Source organism: Novosphingobium huizhouense (genome assembly GCF_020179475.1).
Lineage (GTDB): Bacteria > Pseudomonadota > Alphaproteobacteria > Sphingomonadales > Sphingomonadaceae > Novosphingobium > Novosphingobium huizhouense.
The window spans coordinates 701,687-716,439 of the sequence record NZ_JAILXZ010000001.1 but is presented as its reverse complement, the minus strand read 5'-3'; the positions used below and the strand labels follow the sequence as shown (position 1 = coordinate 716,439).

The window sequence follows — 14,753 nt, the reverse complement described above, 5'->3', positions numbered from 1 at the left end:
GCCTGCTGGGCTAGCTTCGACGCCATGGGCAAGATCGATCAGCTTAGTGTCGACATTCCCGCCGATTTCCGTGAGCTCGCGGAGGGCGCGGTGGCCGGCGGCGAGTTCAGCTCGCTCGAGCACGTGGTCGACGCCGCGCTGCGCGCCTGGGCGGCGAAGCGGGAAGCCGACATGGAGAAGCTTCGCGCGCTGATCGACGAAGGCATCGACAGCGGTTTCGAGCCCTGGGAAGGGATCGAAGCCATCATCGCCGAGGGGCGTCGAAAGCTGGCAGAGCGCCAGAAGTGACCCATCGCATCGAACGCGCCGCGAGGGCGCGCGACGACCTCGTGGAGGTCTGGCTCTATCTGGCTGCGCATGATCCGTCGGCTGCCGACCGCCAGTTGCGGCGACTTGACTCAGCGATAGCGTCGCTTGCGGATTTCCCCCGGTTGGGGCGCGCACGCGACGACATGCGGCCCGGCATCCGTTCGCTGCTGTGCGCACCACACCTGGTCTTGTACGATGTGTCCGACGACCTTGCGCTGGTCCGGGTTATCCGCGTCATCGACGCGAGGCGCGACCTTCCCTCGATCGAGATCGAACCTTGACCGCACCGGCTCGTACCCACCTCCCCGCTCTCCATCTGCTGCTCGCACTTGTCGTCATGGCGGTGTGGGGGACCAATTTCGTCGTCATCAAGCTGGCGCTGGCGCATCTGCCGCCGTTGACTCTGGCCTGCCTGCGGTTCGTGCTGGTGTTCTTCCCGCTCGCGCTCGTGCTGCCGCGGCCGAAGGTGCCGTGGCGCAACCTTGTGGCTTATGGCGTGCTGATCGGCGCGGGGCAGTTCGGGCTGCTGTTCACGGCGATGCGCGGGGAGATCACGCCCGGCCTCGCGAGCCTCGTCGTGCAGGTGCAGGTGTTCTTCACCATCGGCCTGTCGATGCGCCTCACCGGCGAGCGCGTGGCGCTGGCGCAAGTCGCGGCGCTGCTGCTCGCGACGGCGGGCCTTGCGGTGATCCTGACGCACACCGACGGCAGCGCGACGCCGCTCGGGCTCGCGTTGGTGCTCGGGGCCGCCCTCAGCTGGTCGGGCGGCAACATGGTGGCGCGGGCGGCCGGACAGCACGATCCGAAGCTCAACATGCTCGCCTATGTCGTATGGTCGGCGCTGTTCGCGGTGCCGCCGCTGCTGGGCTTCGCGCTGCTGCTCGAAGGACCGGCCGCGATGGCGCGCGGGATCGCGGCGGCCGATGGCTGGACCTGGGGCGCAGTGCTGTGGCAATCGGTCGGCAACACGATGTTCGGCTATGCCGCGTGGGGCTGGCTGCTCGCCCGGCATCCCGCCGCGCAAGTCGCGCCGCTCGCGCTGCTGGTGCCGGTATTCGGCCTCGGCGCGTCGGCGCTGCTGCTGGGCGAGCCGTTGCAGGGCTGGAAACTGGCCGCTTTCGCGCTGGTGATGATGGGGCTGGCGCTGGGCATGCTCTGGCCACGGCTCAAGGGGAGGATGACACGATGACGCTTTCGATACGGCCGGCAACGCGCGCGGACATCGGCCTGATCGCCGAACTGATCCGCGCGCTGGCGGACTACGAGAAGCTGCTGGACGAAGTGCGCTTCGACCAGAGCGTGCTGGAGCAGAAGCTGTTCGGCCCGCGCCCTTATGCCGAAGTGGTGATCGGCGAGATCGACGGGGTGGCGCAGGGCTTCGCGCTGTTCTTCCACAACTTCTCGACCTTCGAAGGCAAGCCCGGGATCTATCTCGAGGATCTGTTCGTAAAGCCCGAAGCGCGCGGGAGCGGGCTGGGCAAGGCGCTGCTGGCGCACCTCGCGGCGCTGGCGGTGGAGCGCGATTGCGCCCGGCTCGAATGGAGGGTGCTCGACTGGAACGAGCCCTCGATAGGCTTCTACAAGGCGCTCGGCGCGAAGTTCATGGACGAATGGACGGTGATGCGCGTCGATGGCAAAGCGCTGGCCGATCTCGGCGCGAGCGCGCTTGCAACAGGGGCCTAGCCTGCGCGTTCACGCTGCGGCAGGATCGAGCGGGCTATGGACGGGGCCATGACGCACGACAGGCGAACGGTGTTGAAGGGGGCGGGCGCGGCCGCGCTGGCAGTGGCGCTTCCCGCGCGTGTCCTTGCGCAACCCGCCGGCGCGAGCGAGCGCGACCGGCGCATCCTCGGCGTCGCCAAGGACCGGCTCGAGCGCTATCGCGGCTCGCTGTGGCGCACTGATCTGGTCGGGGTGGCCGATTTCGGGCTGCCTTCGTCGATGCCGCGCTTTCACTTCGCGGATCTCGAAAAAGGCGAGGTACGCTCGTTCCTCGTCGCGCACGGCAAGGGCTCCGATCCCGAGCACGACGGCATGCTCAAGTGGTTCTCGAACGAGCCCAACAGCCTTGCGACGTCGCGGGGAGCCTACATCACCTACGAGTGGTATGTCGGCAAGTACGGCACCTCGATCCGGCTTGGCGGGATGGATGCCGACAACTCGAACGTGCTCGACCGCGCGATCGTGCTGCACCCGGCGTGGTACGCCAACGCCTCGGTGATCGAGAAATGGGGCAAGCTCGGCCGCAGCGACGGCTGCTTCGCGATGGGCGAGGCCGACTTCAACGAGGCGCTGTGGCACTTGTCGGGCGGGCGCCTGATCTTTGCCGACCGGCTGGGGATTTATTGAGCGGCGGGCTTCCCCGCCCGCTCATGTTGGAAGTTCTATCCCTTACAGCGGGTTGTCCAGCTTGATCACCGCTTCGTTGCTCTTGCGCTGGCTGGTGTGGAGCTGGCGGGCTTGCGCGAAGCTGGCGATCACCGGGGCGTCGCGCCCGTAAAGGTCGGCGAAGCTGCGCATCACGCCGTTCACGTCGCGCGCGACGGTGAAGTAGGTGATGTAGACCGCCCAGGGGTTGGTCATCGGCACCTTGGTGTACTTGCCCGACAGGTTGTATTCGACCGCGGTTTCGGGCGGCAGGTCGGCGCCGAGGATGGCCATCGTCATGGCGAGCTCGGTCGCGCGTTCGGCGCGGATGCAGCCGTGGCTCAGTGCGCGCTGCGGCTGGGCGAACAGGTTCCGGCTGGGCGTGTCGTGGATGTAGATCGCGTGCTCGTTGGGCATGTCGAGCTTGACCCGGCCGAGCGCGTTGTTTTCGCCCGGCTGCTGAACGACGGTGATCGTGCCGTCGGCGTTCTTCGTGGCGACATAGCCTTCGCGCGCCGCCTGCTTGGGGTTGCCGATCAGCCGCGCGCCGAGCCCTTCGCCGACGACGATCGACTGCGGCACGGTCCAGGTGGGGTTGAACACCACGTTCTTGACCTGCTCGGCCAGCTGCGGGGTGGCGGTCTTGCCGGGCTTGCCGACGATCGCGCGATAGGTGCGGATGATCTGGTTGTTGACCGTCAGCCGCAGCTCCTGCTCGGGCACGTTGATGATCAGGTACTGCAGGCCGAGGTCCTGCGCCAGCCAGCGCCAGCGGTCCATATTGGCGCGGATCATCGCGACCTGCTTGGGATCCTTGGTCTTGGTCAGCATGTCCTTGAGCAAGGCATAGTCGGGGTGCTTGGGCGCGAGGCCGGCGAGCACGCCCTTGATGTCGTGCATCTCGGTCGCCTGGGCGAGCAGTTGCGCGTTGGGGTGGAGATCCTGGTCGGGGTCTACCGCAAACCATTGTACCCGCGCGGGCATCGGCGTGCGCCCGTCGCGCAGGTCCTCGGCGAGCCAGACGAACAGGCGGCTGGCGAGCTGGTCGAGCGCCTCGCCCTCGCCCGCCTTGATTGCGGCGGCAAGCGCGGTGGGCTCGTAGTCGCGCGCGAACAGGCCCTCGGCGCCGATGCCGCGGATCGCGGCAAGGAGGCTTTGCGCGTCGGCCAGCGTCCAGTGCGCCACGGGGAGCGTCTCGGGCTCTTCGACCACGGGCACCGGCGCGCCGGGGGCAGGGGTCGCGACGGCGGGTGCGGCAGCGGAGGTCGCAGTCGCGGGCGCAGGCCTCGCCGGCGCTGAGCCCGGAGCCGGAGCCGGGGCGGGAGCGGGGGCAGCAGCCGGAGTAGGGGCCGGGGCGGGCTTGGCGGCGCGCGCCTGCGCGGTCAGGTCGACCGGACCGTCCGGCTGGCGAGCGAGCACCGGCGTGGCAGCGAGCGAACCTGCGACAAGGCTGGCCCCGACAAAAGCGCCGAGGGGGCCGGAAAGGCAGGTTCGATCGAAGAGGCGCATCATCTGGTTCCCTGTTGGCAGGCGCGGTGAGGACGGGGCGTCGGGCATCGCACCGGCCGTCGACCGGTTCCTGCCCCATGCCCGGCAGGCAATCAAGCAGGCCGCCTGACTGCATGCTGAATCATCGTCTGCGGGCGCGGGTTCCGCTCCGGTGCACAAGTTTCGCCTGCTACTTTCCTGGCCCTGCGCACGCGGCTAAGGCCCGCGCGATGCCTCGCCATGCCCATTTCCTGCCGATCGTGACGGCGCTGCTCGGCCTTGCCCTGTTCGGGGTGATGGACGGCGTGATGAAGAGCGCCTCGATCGCGGTCGGCCCCTATGGCGCGATGTTCTGGCGCGGCCTGATCGGTTCGGCGATGATGGCGCCCTTGTGGTGGCGCCAGCGCCGCCGCGCCGGCGCCCGCGGCTGGCCGGACGCTGCGGTGATGCGCGTGCACATGCTGCGCGGGCTGGTCGCGGTGGTCATGGCGGTGACGTTCTTCTTCGGGCTGGTCCGCACGCCGATGGCCGAGGCCATGGCGCTGTCGTTCATCGCGCCGCTGATCGCGCTCTATCTGGCGGCGCTGCTGCTGGGGGAGAAGGTCAGCCCCAAGGCGGTCGGCGGCTCGTTGCTGGCGCTGGCGGGCGTGGGGATAATCGCGGCGGGCAAGTTCGGCGGCAGCTACACGCGCGACGGGGTCGTCGGGCTGGTCGCGATCCTCGCCTCGGCGGTGCTCTATGCGTGGAACCTGGTGCTGCAGCGGCGCCAGGCGCAAGTCGCGGCGCCCGAGGAGATCGCCTTTTTCCAGGCTGCGTTCGGCTTCCTGTTCCTGGCGCCCGGCGCGGTGTTCCTCGCGCCCTGGCCGAGCCTTGCCGTGTGGGGTGTGATCGCGGCGGCGGCGGCGCTCGCGATGGGGTCGCTGATGCTGCTCGGCTGGGCCTATGCCCGCGCCGAGGCGCAGGTGCTGGTGCCGCTGGAATACACGGCGTTCGTCTGGGCCGCGCTGGTCGGCTGGATCGCCTTTGCCGAGCCGGTCACGCTGCGCACGCTGGCGGGCGTGACGCTGATCGTCGCCGGCTGCCTCTATGCGACGCGGCGCAGCGCTCCGCTTCCCGAAGCTTCCTGAGGGCCGTCGCTGCCGGCGCGCCTAGCCGGGCAGGTGGCTTTGCAGGATCGACCACAAGGCGCCGGCGATCACCGCGGCCGACATGGCGGCGATGATCGCCTGGGCGGTGCGGTCCTGCGCTGCCGGGGTGCGGCGCGGGGCAACGCTGTCGTAGGGGTGATGGCGGCGGTGCCGCCCGGGGCGCGTGGCCATGGATTGTGCCCTTTCCTTGTCCGGCCGGATCCGACCGGACCTGCAGAATAAGACAATTAAGTTACAAATCATGCAAAAAATGTCTTCGTAATGTAACAGTCAAGCGCCCGCGCGGCCTGCGCGCGCGGCTGTGGCCGCTTGTTGCTAATGACTTGCAAAGTCGTGATTTGCCGATCGCAGTGGCGCAAGATAGGCGTTCTGCGCCCCTTGACGCAGGCCTTCGAAGCGCGCAGGGCGCAGGGCGTTTCCGGCTGCCCTGTCCGCCGTTCGCGCCCCCTCGCTGCAGGTGGCCGTTCCCCAGCGGACGGCAGGAAGGCCATCCACAACGAGGGACAACGACTCGCCATGACCCAGGTCGGACAGGACACGCTCGGCACCCGCTCCACGCTCAATGTCGGCGGCAAGGATTTCGCCTACTACTCGCTGAACAAGGCGGCCGCCAAATTCGGCGACGTCTCGCGCCTGCCCTTCTCGATGAAGGTGCTGCTCGAGAACCTGCTGCGCTTCGAGGACGGCGGCTTCACCGTGTCGACCGACGACGTCCAGGCGATCGTCGACTGGCAGAAGAACCCCACCGAGACCAACCGCGAGATCCAGTACCGCCCGGCCCGCGTGCTGCTGCAGGACTTCACCGGCGTGCCCTGCGTGGTCGACCTCGCCGCGATGCGTGACGCGATCGCCAGCCTCGGCGGCGACACCAGCAAGATCAACCCGCTGGTCCCGGTCAACCTCGTGATCGACCACTCGGTCATGGTAGACGAATTCGGTCATCCCAAGGCGTTCGAAGAGAACATGGAGATCGAATACCAGCGCAACATGGAGCGCTACGACTTCCTCAAGTGGGGCTCCAAGTCGCTCAACAACTTCTACGCCGTGCCGCCGGGCACCGGCATCTGCCACCAGGTCAACCTCGAGAACATCGCCCAGGCGGTGTGGACCAGCGTGGACCAGAACGGCCAGGCGGTCGCCTATCCCGACACCTGCGTCGGCACCGACAGCCACACCACCATGGTCAACGGCCTGGGCGTGCTCGGCTGGGGCGTCGGCGGGATCGAGGCCGAAGCCGCGATGCTCGGCCAGCCGGTGTCGATGCTGATCCCCGAAGTCGTCGGCTTCAAGTTCACCGGCGAGCTGCAGGAAGGCGTTACCGCCACCGACCTCGTGCTGACCTGCACCAACATGCTGCGCAAGCACGGCGTGGTCGGCCGTTTCGTCGAATACTACGGCCCGGGCCTTGCTGCGCTGACGCTGGCCGACCGCGCCACGCTCGCCAACATGGCGCCCGAATACGGCGCGACCTGCGGCTTCTTCGGCATCGACGACAAGACGCTCGACTACATGCGCCTGACCGGCCGCGAGGAAGCGCAGATCGCGCTGGTCGAAGCCTATGCCAAGGAGCAGGGCTTCTGGATCGACCCCTCGGTCGAGCCGGTGTTCTCCTCGACGCTCGAACTCGACCTCTCGACCGTCGTGCCCTCGCTCGCCGGCCCCAAGCGCCCGCAGGACCGCGTCTCGCTTCCCGAAGTCGACGACGTGTTCAACGCCGACATGGCCAACACCTACAAGAAGGCGCAGACCCGCGTTCCGGTCGAGGGCAAGGACTTCGACATCGGTGACGGCGACGTGACCATCGCGGCGATCACCAGCTGCACCAACACCTCGAACCCTGGCGTGCTGGTGGCGGCGGGCCTCGTCGCCAAGAAGGCCAACGAACTGGGCCTCAAGCCCAAGCCCTGGGTGAAGACCTCGCTGGCGCCCGGCTCGCAGGTCGTCACCGACTACCTCAACAAGGCGGGCCTGCAGGAGCACCTCGACGCGGTCGGGTTCAACCTCGTCGGCTATGGCTGCACCACCTGCATCGGCAACTCGGGGCCGCTCGCCGAGCCGATCAGCAAGGCGATCAACGAAAATGGCCTCGTCGCCGCGGCGGTGATCTCGGGCAACCGCAACTTCGAGGGCCGCGTCTCGCCCGACGTGCGCGCGAACTTCCTCGCCAGCCCGCCGCTGGTCGTCGCCTACGCGCTCAAGGGCACGGTGATCGAGGACTTCGTCTCGACCCCGATCGGCAAGAGCAAGGACGGCCAGGACGTGTTCCTCAAGGACATCTGGCCGACCAACGAGGAAGTCTACACGACGATGGCCGGCTGCATGGACCGCGCCATGTTCCAGGCCCGCTATGCCGACGTCTACAAGGGCGACAAGCACTGGCAGGCGATCGACGTCACCGGCTCGGAAACCTACTCGTGGCGCGCCGGCTCGACCTACGTCGCCAACCCGCCCTACTTCGAGGGGATGACGATGACCCCGGCGCCGGTGGCCGACATCATCGAGGCCAAGCCCCTGCTGATCCTCGGCGATTCGATCACCACCGACCACATCTCGCCGGCCGGCTCGATCAAGGCCGACAGCCCCGCCGGCCAGTGGCTGATGGAGCACCAGGTCTCGAAGGCCGACTTCAACTCCTACGGCGCGCGCCGTGGCCACCACGAAGTGATGATGCGCGGCACTTTCGCCAACATCCGCATCAAGAACGAGATGGTCCCGGGGATCGAGGGCGGCTTCTCGCGCTATGGCGCCGAAGTCGGCGCGGTCTACGACGTGGCGATGAAGCACAAGGCCGACGGCACCCCGATGGTGGTGATCGCCGGCAAGGAATACGGCACCGGCTCGAGCCGCGACTGGGCGGCCAAGGGCACCAACCTGCTCGGCGTGCGCGCGGTGATCGTCGAGAGCTTCGAGCGCATCCACCGTTCGAACCTCGTCGGCATGGGCGTGCTGCCGCTGCAGTTCAAGGACGGCGAGAGCCGCACGTCGCTGGGCCTCTCGGGTGACGACACCTACACCATCAAGGGCGTCGCCAATCTCAAGCCGCGCCAGGACGTCGAAGTCGAGGTGACCCGCCTCGACGGTTCGAAGTTCAGCTTCACTGCGCTGTGCCGCATCGATACCGCCAACGAGGTCGAGTACTTCATGAACGGCGGCATCCTGCACTACGTGCTGCGCAAGCTCGCCGCATAAGGCTGTCGGCTTCGGCCGGCATCAAGGGGGCGGTCCGGCGACGGGCCGCCCCTTTTGCGTGCGCAACCGCGGCGATCGGTGGCGGGCCCCACGCGCCGCGACTTGCGCGCACGAAAAAGGGCGGCTCCCCCCGAAGCCGCCCTTTCCCGATGCCCACTGGAGAAGGGCAGAAGACTTGCGTCTCAGGCCGAGCGATAGGCCGCGCGAAGGGCCAGCTGGCGTCGCCCGACGAGGGCGGCCGCGGCCAGGCCGAACAGGATGACCATCGAAGGCTCGGGCACCTGCGTGCCGCCGTTCGACGTCGAGCTCGACGGGCCGCCCGGGCTTCCCTGGCCCGAGGAGGACGGACCCGAAGAGGTGGCGCCCGACGACGTGGCGCCGGACGAGGTGGCGCCGGACGAGGTCGACGAGCTGGTGCTGGAGCTCGTGCTCGTGCTGGTGCTCGTGCTCATGTTGCCCGAGGTCGACGCGCCGGACGAAGTGCTGGTCGTGGCGCCGGACGAGGTCGAGGTGGTCGAGCTGAGATTGCCCGAGGAGGTCGAGGTCGAAGTGCCGCCGCCCGAGCTGGAACTGGAGCTCGAGCTCGACGAGCCCGAGCTCGAGCTGGAGGTCGATCCGCCCGAGGTGGAGCTCGAGGTCGATCCGGTGCTGGTCGAGGACACGACCACGCTGCCGCCGCCGCCGCTGGCACCGAAGAAGCCGCCGAAGAAACCGCCGCCGAAGCCGCCGCCCGAGCTGCCGCCGACCACCACCGAGGGCTGGCCGCCGCCCGAACTGCCGCCGACCGCAGCCGGAGGAAGCGGCGCCATGTAGGGCACCGGCACCATGGCCGCAGTCTCGACCGGATCGGCCTCGGGCTTGACCGCGGTTGCTTTGATCAGCTTGCGCGGGCGGTGGGTCTTGCGCGGAATCTTGCGCTTGGACTTCTTGTGCCGGCCGGGCGCGACCTTGTGCGCCTTGATTGGCTTGATGTGGTGGATCTCGGACGTCGAGGGCGCCTCGGCGACGTGGACCGCGCCACCGCCGAGCACAGCGCCGCCGGCCGCGCAGGCCGCCAGTTTCGCCAATGCCATCCGAACAGACATGCTACACGCTTTCGTTGCCTGATGCCGGACGTCCTGAGCGCGCCCGTCCACCGTAGGGTTCGACACATGCAAACGGCCGGGATTCGGGCAAGGCGATTAACCAGAATATCGGCGGCTGCGGGGCGTCAAACTGAGCCTGGATGGAGGCATACCTTAACTCTGTCCCGCGATGGAACTTGTTTGTTCCCGAGTGTAAGGAATCCCGACTCCCCGCCGCGCCCGCGCGGCCGGTCAATCGCCCGGCTCGAACAGGCCCGGCAACTGGCCCGACGGCGGCGTCAGCCCGAGGTGCTGCCAGCCGCGATCGTTGAGGCATCGTCCGCGCGCGGTGCGGGCGACGAGGCCAAGCTGGATCAGGTAGGGCTCGATCACTTCCTCGATCGTGTCGCGCGGTTCGGACAGCCCTGCCGCGAGCGTTTCCACACCGACCGGGCCGCCCCTGTAGATGTCCGCGATCATGGTGAGGTAGCGCCGGTCCTGCAGGTCGAGGCCGAGGCCGTCGACTTCGAGCCGGGTCAGCGCATCGTCGGCAATGGCGCGGGTGATCGTCTCGGCGCCCGCGACTTGCGCGAAGTCGCGCACCCGGCGCAGCAGGCGGCCGGCGACGCGCGGGGTGCCGCGCGCGCGCCGCGCGATCTCGGTGGCGCCGCCCTTGTCGATGCCGATGCCCATCAGCCCCGCGCCGCGCGCGACCACGCGCTCCAGCTCGGGCACCGTGTAGAACTGCAATCGCACGGGGATGCCGAAGCGATCGCGCAACGGCGTCTGCAGCAGCCCCTGCCGCGTCGTGGCGCCGATCAGCGTGAACGGCGGCAGGTCGATCCGCACCGAGCGCGCCGATGGCCCTTCGCCGATGATGAGGTCGAGCGCGCGGTCCTCCATCGCCGGATAAAGCACTTCCTCGACCACCGGATTGAGGCGATGGATCTCGTCGATGAACAGCACGTCGCCGTGCTCGAGATTGGTCAGCAGCGCGGCGAGGTCGCCGGCCTTGGCGATCACCGGCCCGCTGGTGGCACGGAAATTGACGCCGAGCTCGCGCGCGATGATCTGGGCGAGCGTGGTCTTGCCGAGGCCTGGCGGCCCGAAGAACAGCACGTGGTCCATCGCCTCGTTGCGCTGACGCGCGCTTTCGATGAACACGCGCAGGTTGTCCTTGGCGGCGGCCTGTCCGGTGAAGTCGTCGAGCGACTTGGGACGCAGCGCGGCGTCCGGGTCTTCGACCTGGCGCTGGGCGGAAAGGAGGGGGTTGTCGGTTGGCATATCAGGCCGTTGCACGCTTCAGGGCAACGCGGACGAGGTCGTTGAGGACTGCGTCCTCGCCGAGTTCCTCGATTGCGCGGGCCACGGCCGTGCTGGCCACGGCGGGCTTGAAGCCGAGGTTCTGCAGCGCCGAAACCGCGTCCGCGCTGGCCGATCCTGCGGGCACAGCAAGGCCGACGTCGCCGCCCGCGCCCACCGGACCGGACAGGCCTGCAAGCCAGCCTGCCTTGTCCTTCAACTCGTTGACGATGCGGCTGGCGAGCTTGGGCCCCACGCCGTTGGCGCGCGCGACCATGGCGCTGTCGCCATGGGCGCAGGCGCGCTGCAGTTCCTCGACCGACAGCGCCGAGAGGATCGCGAGCGCGACCTTGCTGCCGACGCCCTGCACCGCGGTCAGCAGGCGGAACCAGGCGCGTTCGCCCGCGCTGGTGAAGCCGATCAGGCGCTGGTCGGTCTCGGAGACCTGCATCTCGGTGTGGACCACCACCTTGTCGCCCGCCAGCCCCAGATGCGCCAGCGTCTTGGCCGAGCAGTGGACGAGGTAGCCGACGCCGTTCACGTCGATCACGGCCCAGTCCGGGCCGGTATCGTCGAGGATGCCGGTCAGCTTTGCGATCATGCTTTGTTCCTATGCACGGCAGCGCGGGCGGCGGCAAGAGCGGTTCGTGCGGGGGATGCGGATGACAGCGGGCCGGTCTTGGCTTATGCGCAAGCGCCATGCAGGGGGAACAGAGCAGGGCGGCACGGCGTCCCGACCGGGCCTGGACGGTGGCCGTGGCGGGGCTTGTCGCACTGGGCACCGGATTGCGCATCGCGAGCTTTTCGCTCTTCGACCTGCGCTACGCGGACGAGCTTACGCAGTATCTCGAACAGGCGAACCGGTTCCTGACCGGTCACGGCATCGTGCCGTGGGAGTGGCGGCTGGGTCTTCGCAACGCGCTCATACCCTATCTCCTGGTCCCGCCGCTGGCCCTGGGGCGCGCGCTGGCCCCGGGAACCCTGCTCGGCTTCGCGCTGGCGCGCATCGCCTATGCCGCGCTGACCCTGCAGGCGCTTCCCGCAGCCTGGCGGCTCGGCGCGCTCGTTTCGCGCCGTCATGCCCTGGTGGCGCTGGCGGTCGTCGCGCTGTGGTGGGAGAGCGTCCTCTACACCAACCTGCTGCTGGCCGAGAGCCTGGCCGCAGTGCTCGTGCTGCTGGCCGCCGCGTCGATGCTGCAGCCTTCGGCCAGCGCGCGCCAGCTCGCGCTGGCGGGGCTGCTGTGCGGTCTCGGCATGCTGGTGCGCTTTCAGTTCGCGGTCTTCGTGGCGATCCTGGCGGTCGGCGCGCTTCGGTTCGAAAGAGCGCGCTGGGTGCCGTACCTGTGCGGATGCGTCGTCGCCGCCGCAGTCGGCATCCTCGGCGATCTGGCGGCGGGCCTGGCGCCATTCTCGTGGTTCTGGACGAACCTCCTCGTCAATGTCGGCCAGGACCAGGCGAGCCGGTTCGGGGTTGCGCCGCCGACCGAGTATGCGCTGCTGCTGTGGCGGCACCTGTGGCCGGTGGCGCCGCTCGTCCTTGCCGCCGCCATCGCTGCCGGGCCGCGCTATCGCCCGCTGCTGCTCGCCGCACTCGTCCACATCGCGGCGCACAGCCTGATCGCGCACAAGGAATACCGCTTCATCTGGATTTCGGTGCTTGCGCTGCTCGTGCTGGCGGCGATCGGCTCGGTCACCGTGCTCGAACGGGTGCTGGCGGACCGGACCGGCGAGGCCCGCGCCCGGCCGGTGGCGCTCGCCATGCTGATCCTCGCCTGGGTCAGCGCCTCGACATTGTCGGCCAAGTCCAACGGCGGCATCGTCGCCGCCCGCGTCGGCGGCGCGCTCCCCGAACTTGCCGACCTCGCCTTGCGCGATCCGGGCGTCTGCGCGATCGCCCTGCCGTTCGACGATCGCTACGTGCTTCTGCCCGTGGCGCTGCGACGCCCGGTGCCGCTGCTGCTTTCGCCGGCGGAGGACGACGTCGCAGGGGGCAGCCCGCGCCTGCCGGCGGCCGTGGTCGACGGCGCGAACGCGCTGTTGCTGACCCACGCTCCCGAGGACAAGCGCCTGCGGCGCGAACGGTGCATGCCCTATGCCGGCGATCAGGTCTGCCTCTATCGCCGCAGCGGAAGCTGCCGGCCGGCCGGGGACTACAGCTATCAGCGCATGCTGGAGAAGCACCAGCTCTGAAGCAGCGCCGCCTAGCGGTGGCTGCCGAGCATGTTGGCGTGGGTGATGGCGACGGCGAGCGCATCCGAGGCGTCCTCGCCGGCGAGCTTCACGCCGGGCAGCAGCACCTTGAGCATGTGCTGGATCTGCTGCTTTTCCGCGCCGCCGGTGCCGACCAGCGCCTTCTTGATGACCTTGGTCGGATATTCGGCGACGGGCAGGCCCGCGCGCGCCACCGACAGCATGGCGACGCCGCGCGCCTGCCCCAGCTTGAGCGTGGACTGCGGATTGACGTTGACGAAGACTTCCTCGACCGCGCCGGCGTCGGGCTTGTAGAGATCGATCACGGAGGCAAGCGCCGCATCGAGTTCGACCAGCCGCTCGGCCATGCTCGCCTTGGCGTCGGTGCGGATCTGCCCGTTGGCGACGTGGCTGAGGCGGCTGCCGGCCTTCGAGACCACGCCCCAGCCGGTGCAGGTGAGCCCGGGGTCGATGCCCAGAATGATCATAGGCGCATGATCATGTCACAGCTTCAGCCCGAAGCGCGGTCCGATCTGCATCATTCCGAGGTACAGCCCCACGGTCAACGCACAGCCCGCGGCAAGCGCCAGCCAGAACGAAACCCCATGGCGCAGCAGGGCCGGGATCACGAGGAACATCGGCAGGCTCGGCAACACGTACCAGAACGTCGCCTCGGCATGGACCGCCATGTTTTCGGCATCGGGGCGCGCGTGCCACAGGAACACCATGCCCAGCACCGAGACGAGCGGCAGCGATGCGACCAGCGCGCCCAGGGCGGGCATGCGCTTCCCCACTTCGGCGATGGCCGCGATCAGCACGCCCGCAAGCAGTGCCTTCGCGGCCAGGTGCCACATGCCGGTCAGCCCAGCGTTTCCATCACGTCGTCGGGGATGTCGTAGTTGCCCCAGACGGTCTGGACGTCGTCGTCGTCCTCGAGCACGTCGATCAGCTTGAGCAGCGTCGCCGCGTTCTCGGCATCGACCGCGGTCTTGAGGCTGGGCTTCCACGCAAGCTTGACGCCCTCGGCTTCGCCCAGCGTCTTTTCCAGCTCGCGCGCGACTTCGTGCAGCGATTCGACCGCGACCCAGATCTGGTGGCTGCCGGGGTTCTCGTCGCCGTCGCCGAGATCGCTCTCGACGTCCTCGGCGCCCGCTTCGATCGCGGCCTCGAGGACCTTTTCCTCGTCACCGACCTTGCCCGGATACTCGATCAGGCCGAGCCGCTCGAAGCCGTGGCTGACCGCGCCGCTCGCCCCCAGGTTGCCCCCGTTCTTGGCGAACGCGGTGCGCACGTTGGTGGCGGTGCGGTTGCGGTTGTCGGTGAGCGCCTCGACGATGATCGCGACGCCGCCCGGACCATAGCCCTCGTAGCGCACTTCCTCGTAGTTCTCGCCGTCGCCCTTGCTCGCCTTGTCGATCGCGCGGGCGATGTTGTCCTTGGGCATCGACTGCGCCTTGGCCGCGTTGATCGCGGCGCGCAGGCGCGGGTTCATGTCCGGGTCGGGCATGCCCATCTTGGCGGCGACGGTGATTTCGCGGCTGAGCTTGGAGAACATCGCCGAGCGCTTCTTGTCCTGCGCGCCCTTGCGATGCATGATGTTCTTGAATTTGGAATGGCCTGCCATGGTCGTGCTTCTTGCGGCTCTGAATGGAGTGGTTCTGGCGCGGCCCTAGCCGTTTCGGCGCGTCCGGGCAAT

At 68.6% G+C, this 14,753-nt stretch carries 17 protein-coding genes; 9 read left to right on the top strand and 8 right to left on the bottom strand.

Going from position 1 to position 14,753, the window contains the following annotated elements; translation table 11 throughout:
* The first annotated feature begins 24 nt into the window (after window positions 1-24).
* From K3A85_RS03545 to K3A85_RS03525, 5 genes are read left to right on the top strand one after another with little or no spacing between them, the layout of a single operon-like run.
* Window positions 25-288 (top strand): ribbon-helix-helix domain-containing protein, encoded by a 264-nt coding sequence (locus K3A85_RS03545; RefSeq protein WP_225205122.1) that lies wholly within the window; start codon window positions 25-27, stop codon window positions 286-288.
* Window positions 285-590 carry a type II toxin-antitoxin system RelE/ParE family toxin gene (locus tag K3A85_RS03540; protein ID WP_225205121.1) on the top strand — a complete coding sequence of 102 codons (306 nt, stop codon included), beginning with the start codon at window positions 285-287 and terminating at the stop codon, window positions 588-590. The genes K3A85_RS03545 and K3A85_RS03540 overlap by 4 nt, the downstream gene beginning before the upstream one ends.
* A complete protein-coding gene (locus K3A85_RS03535) occupies window positions 587-1,498 on the top strand; it encodes an EamA family transporter (RefSeq protein ID WP_225205120.1) in 912 nt (303 codons plus the stop codon). Before K3A85_RS03540 ends, K3A85_RS03535 begins: the two co-directional genes overlap by 4 nt.
* On the top strand, window positions 1,495-1,992 hold the full coding sequence (locus K3A85_RS03530) for a GNAT family N-acetyltransferase (RefSeq protein WP_225205119.1): 498 nt from the start codon (window positions 1,495-1,497) through the stop codon (window positions 1,990-1,992). Before K3A85_RS03535 ends, K3A85_RS03530 begins: the two co-directional genes overlap by 4 nt.
* 48 nt (window positions 1,993-2,040) lie before the next feature.
* A complete protein-coding gene (locus tag K3A85_RS03525; RefSeq protein ID WP_225205118.1) occupies window positions 2,041-2,658 on the top strand; it encodes a murein L,D-transpeptidase catalytic domain-containing protein in 618 nt (205 codons plus the stop codon).
* A gap of 42 nt (window positions 2,659-2,700) precedes the next feature.
* Here the strand turns inward: K3A85_RS03525 and K3A85_RS03520 are convergent, their stop codons facing one another.
* Entirely contained in the window at window positions 2,701-3,894 is a 1,194-nt protein-coding gene (locus tag K3A85_RS03520; RefSeq protein ID WP_318248058.1) for a L,D-transpeptidase family protein, read from the bottom strand.
* Window positions 3,895-4,394: 500 nt separating this feature from the next.
* Here K3A85_RS03520 and K3A85_RS03515 point away from each other — a divergent pair, with 500 nt between their 5' ends.
* Entirely contained in the window at window positions 4,395-5,291 is an 897-nt protein-coding gene (locus K3A85_RS03515; protein ID WP_225205116.1) for a DMT family transporter, read from the top strand.
* A 21-nt stretch (window positions 5,292-5,312) separates the two neighbouring features.
* Here the strand turns inward: K3A85_RS03515 and K3A85_RS03510 are convergent, their stop codons facing one another.
* Complete coding sequence (locus K3A85_RS03510; protein WP_225205115.1) at window positions 5,313-5,483, bottom strand: hypothetical protein; 171 nt, start codon at window positions 5,481-5,483, stop codon at window positions 5,313-5,315.
* 345 nt (window positions 5,484-5,828) lie between these two features.
* Between K3A85_RS03510 and acnA the strand changes: the two genes are divergently transcribed.
* Entirely contained in the window at window positions 5,829-8,501 is a 2,673-nt protein-coding gene (gene acnA / locus K3A85_RS03505; RefSeq protein ID WP_225205114.1) for an aconitate hydratase AcnA, read from the top strand.
* A 182-nt stretch (window positions 8,502-8,683) separates the two neighbouring features.
* Here the strand turns inward: acnA and K3A85_RS03500 are convergent, their stop codons facing one another.
* Window positions 8,684-8,767: a hypothetical protein gene (locus K3A85_RS03500; protein WP_263624698.1), complete on the bottom strand. Its 84-nt coding sequence runs from the start codon at window positions 8,765-8,767 to the stop codon at window positions 8,684-8,686.
* Between K3A85_RS03500 and K3A85_RS03495 the strand changes: the two genes are divergently transcribed.
* Complete coding sequence (locus K3A85_RS03495; RefSeq protein ID WP_225205112.1) at window positions 8,760-9,314, top strand: hypothetical protein; 555 nt, start codon at window positions 8,760-8,762, stop codon at window positions 9,312-9,314. The two genes, K3A85_RS03500 and K3A85_RS03495, sit on opposite strands and share 8 nt — an antisense overlap.
* Before the next feature lie 503 nt (window positions 9,315-9,817).
* Here the strand turns inward: K3A85_RS03495 and ruvB are convergent.
* Together ruvB and ruvA are read right to left on the bottom strand one after the other, a co-directional pair.
* Complete coding sequence (ruvB, locus tag K3A85_RS03490; protein ID WP_225205111.1) at window positions 9,818-10,849, bottom strand: Holliday junction branch migration DNA helicase RuvB; 1,032 nt, start codon at window positions 10,847-10,849, stop codon at window positions 9,818-9,820.
* A 1-nt stretch (window position 10,850) separates the two neighbouring features.
* Entirely contained in the window at window positions 10,851-11,468 is a 618-nt protein-coding gene (ruvA, locus tag K3A85_RS03485) for a Holliday junction branch migration protein RuvA (RefSeq protein WP_225205110.1), read from the bottom strand.
* 98 nt (window positions 11,469-11,566) lie between these two features.
* Between ruvA and K3A85_RS03480 the strand changes: the two genes are divergently transcribed.
* Window positions 11,567-13,057 carry a glycosyltransferase family protein gene (locus K3A85_RS03480; protein WP_225205109.1) on the top strand — a complete coding sequence of 497 codons (1,491 nt, stop codon included), beginning with the start codon at window positions 11,567-11,569 and terminating at the stop codon, window positions 13,055-13,057.
* Window positions 13,058-13,068: 11 nt separating this feature from the next.
* Here the strand turns inward: K3A85_RS03480 and ruvC are convergent, their stop codons facing one another.
* Genes ruvC through K3A85_RS03465 form a run of 3 tightly spaced genes read right to left on the bottom strand, consistent with a single transcriptional unit; the run spans window position 13,069 to window position 14,681 of the window.
* Window positions 13,069-13,545 carry a crossover junction endodeoxyribonuclease RuvC gene (gene ruvC, locus K3A85_RS03475; protein WP_225205108.1) on the bottom strand — a complete coding sequence of 159 codons (477 nt, stop codon included), beginning with the start codon at window positions 13,543-13,545 and terminating at the stop codon, window positions 13,069-13,071.
* Between the two features lie 15 nt (window positions 13,546-13,560).
* Window positions 13,561-13,911 carry a DUF3147 family protein gene (locus tag K3A85_RS03470; RefSeq protein WP_225205107.1) on the bottom strand — a complete coding sequence of 117 codons (351 nt, stop codon included), beginning with the start codon at window positions 13,909-13,911 and terminating at the stop codon, window positions 13,561-13,563.
* Window positions 13,912-13,916: 5 nt separating this feature from the next.
* A complete protein-coding gene (locus K3A85_RS03465; protein ID WP_225205106.1) occupies window positions 13,917-14,681 on the bottom strand; it encodes a YebC/PmpR family DNA-binding transcriptional regulator in 765 nt (254 codons plus the stop codon).
* Window positions 14,682-14,753: the final 72 nt, after the last annotated feature.

Excerpts from the sequence above, each read along its gene's own strand:
- K3A85_RS03495 (WP_225205112.1), top strand. The coding sequence starts at position 8,760 with ATGACCATCGAAGGCTCGGGCACCTGCGTGCCGCCGTTCGACGTCGAG.
- K3A85_RS03530 (WP_225205119.1), top strand. The coding sequence starts at position 1,495 with ATGACGCTTTCGATACGGCCGGCAACGCGCGCGGACATCGGCCTGATC.
- K3A85_RS03465 (WP_225205106.1), bottom strand. The coding sequence starts at position 14,681 with ATGGCAGGCCATTCCAAATTCAAGAACATCATGCATCGCAAGGGCGCG.
- ruvC (WP_225205108.1), bottom strand. The coding sequence starts at position 13,545 with ATGATCATTCTGGGCATCGACCCCGGGCTCACCTGCACCGGCTGGGGC.
- ruvA (WP_225205110.1), bottom strand. The coding sequence starts at position 11,468 with ATGATCGCAAAGCTGACCGGCATCCTCGACGATACCGGCCCGGACTGG.
- acnA (WP_225205114.1), top strand. The coding sequence starts at position 5,829 with ATGACCCAGGTCGGACAGGACACGCTCGGCACCCGCTCCACGCTCAAT.
- ruvB (WP_225205111.1), bottom strand. The coding sequence starts at position 10,849 with ATGCCAACCGACAACCCCCTCCTTTCCGCCCAGCGCCAGGTCGAAGAC.
- K3A85_RS03500 (WP_263624698.1), bottom strand. The coding sequence starts at position 8,767 with ATGGTCATCCTGTTCGGCCTGGCCGCGGCCGCCCTCGTCGGGCGACGC.
- K3A85_RS03480 (WP_225205109.1), top strand. The coding sequence starts at position 11,567 with ATGCAGGGGGAACAGAGCAGGGCGGCACGGCGTCCCGACCGGGCCTGG.
- K3A85_RS03515 (WP_225205116.1), top strand. The coding sequence starts at position 4,395 with ATGCCTCGCCATGCCCATTTCCTGCCGATCGTGACGGCGCTGCTCGGC.
- K3A85_RS03470 (WP_225205107.1), bottom strand. The coding sequence starts at position 13,911 with ATGTGGCACCTGGCCGCGAAGGCACTGCTTGCGGGCGTGCTGATCGCG.
- K3A85_RS03545 (WP_225205122.1), top strand. The coding sequence starts at position 25 with ATGGGCAAGATCGATCAGCTTAGTGTCGACATTCCCGCCGATTTCCGT.
- K3A85_RS03510 (WP_225205115.1), bottom strand. The coding sequence starts at position 5,483 with ATGGCCACGCGCCCCGGGCGGCACCGCCGCCATCACCCCTACGACAGC.
- K3A85_RS03525 (WP_225205118.1), top strand. The coding sequence starts at position 2,041 with ATGACGCACGACAGGCGAACGGTGTTGAAGGGGGCGGGCGCGGCCGCG.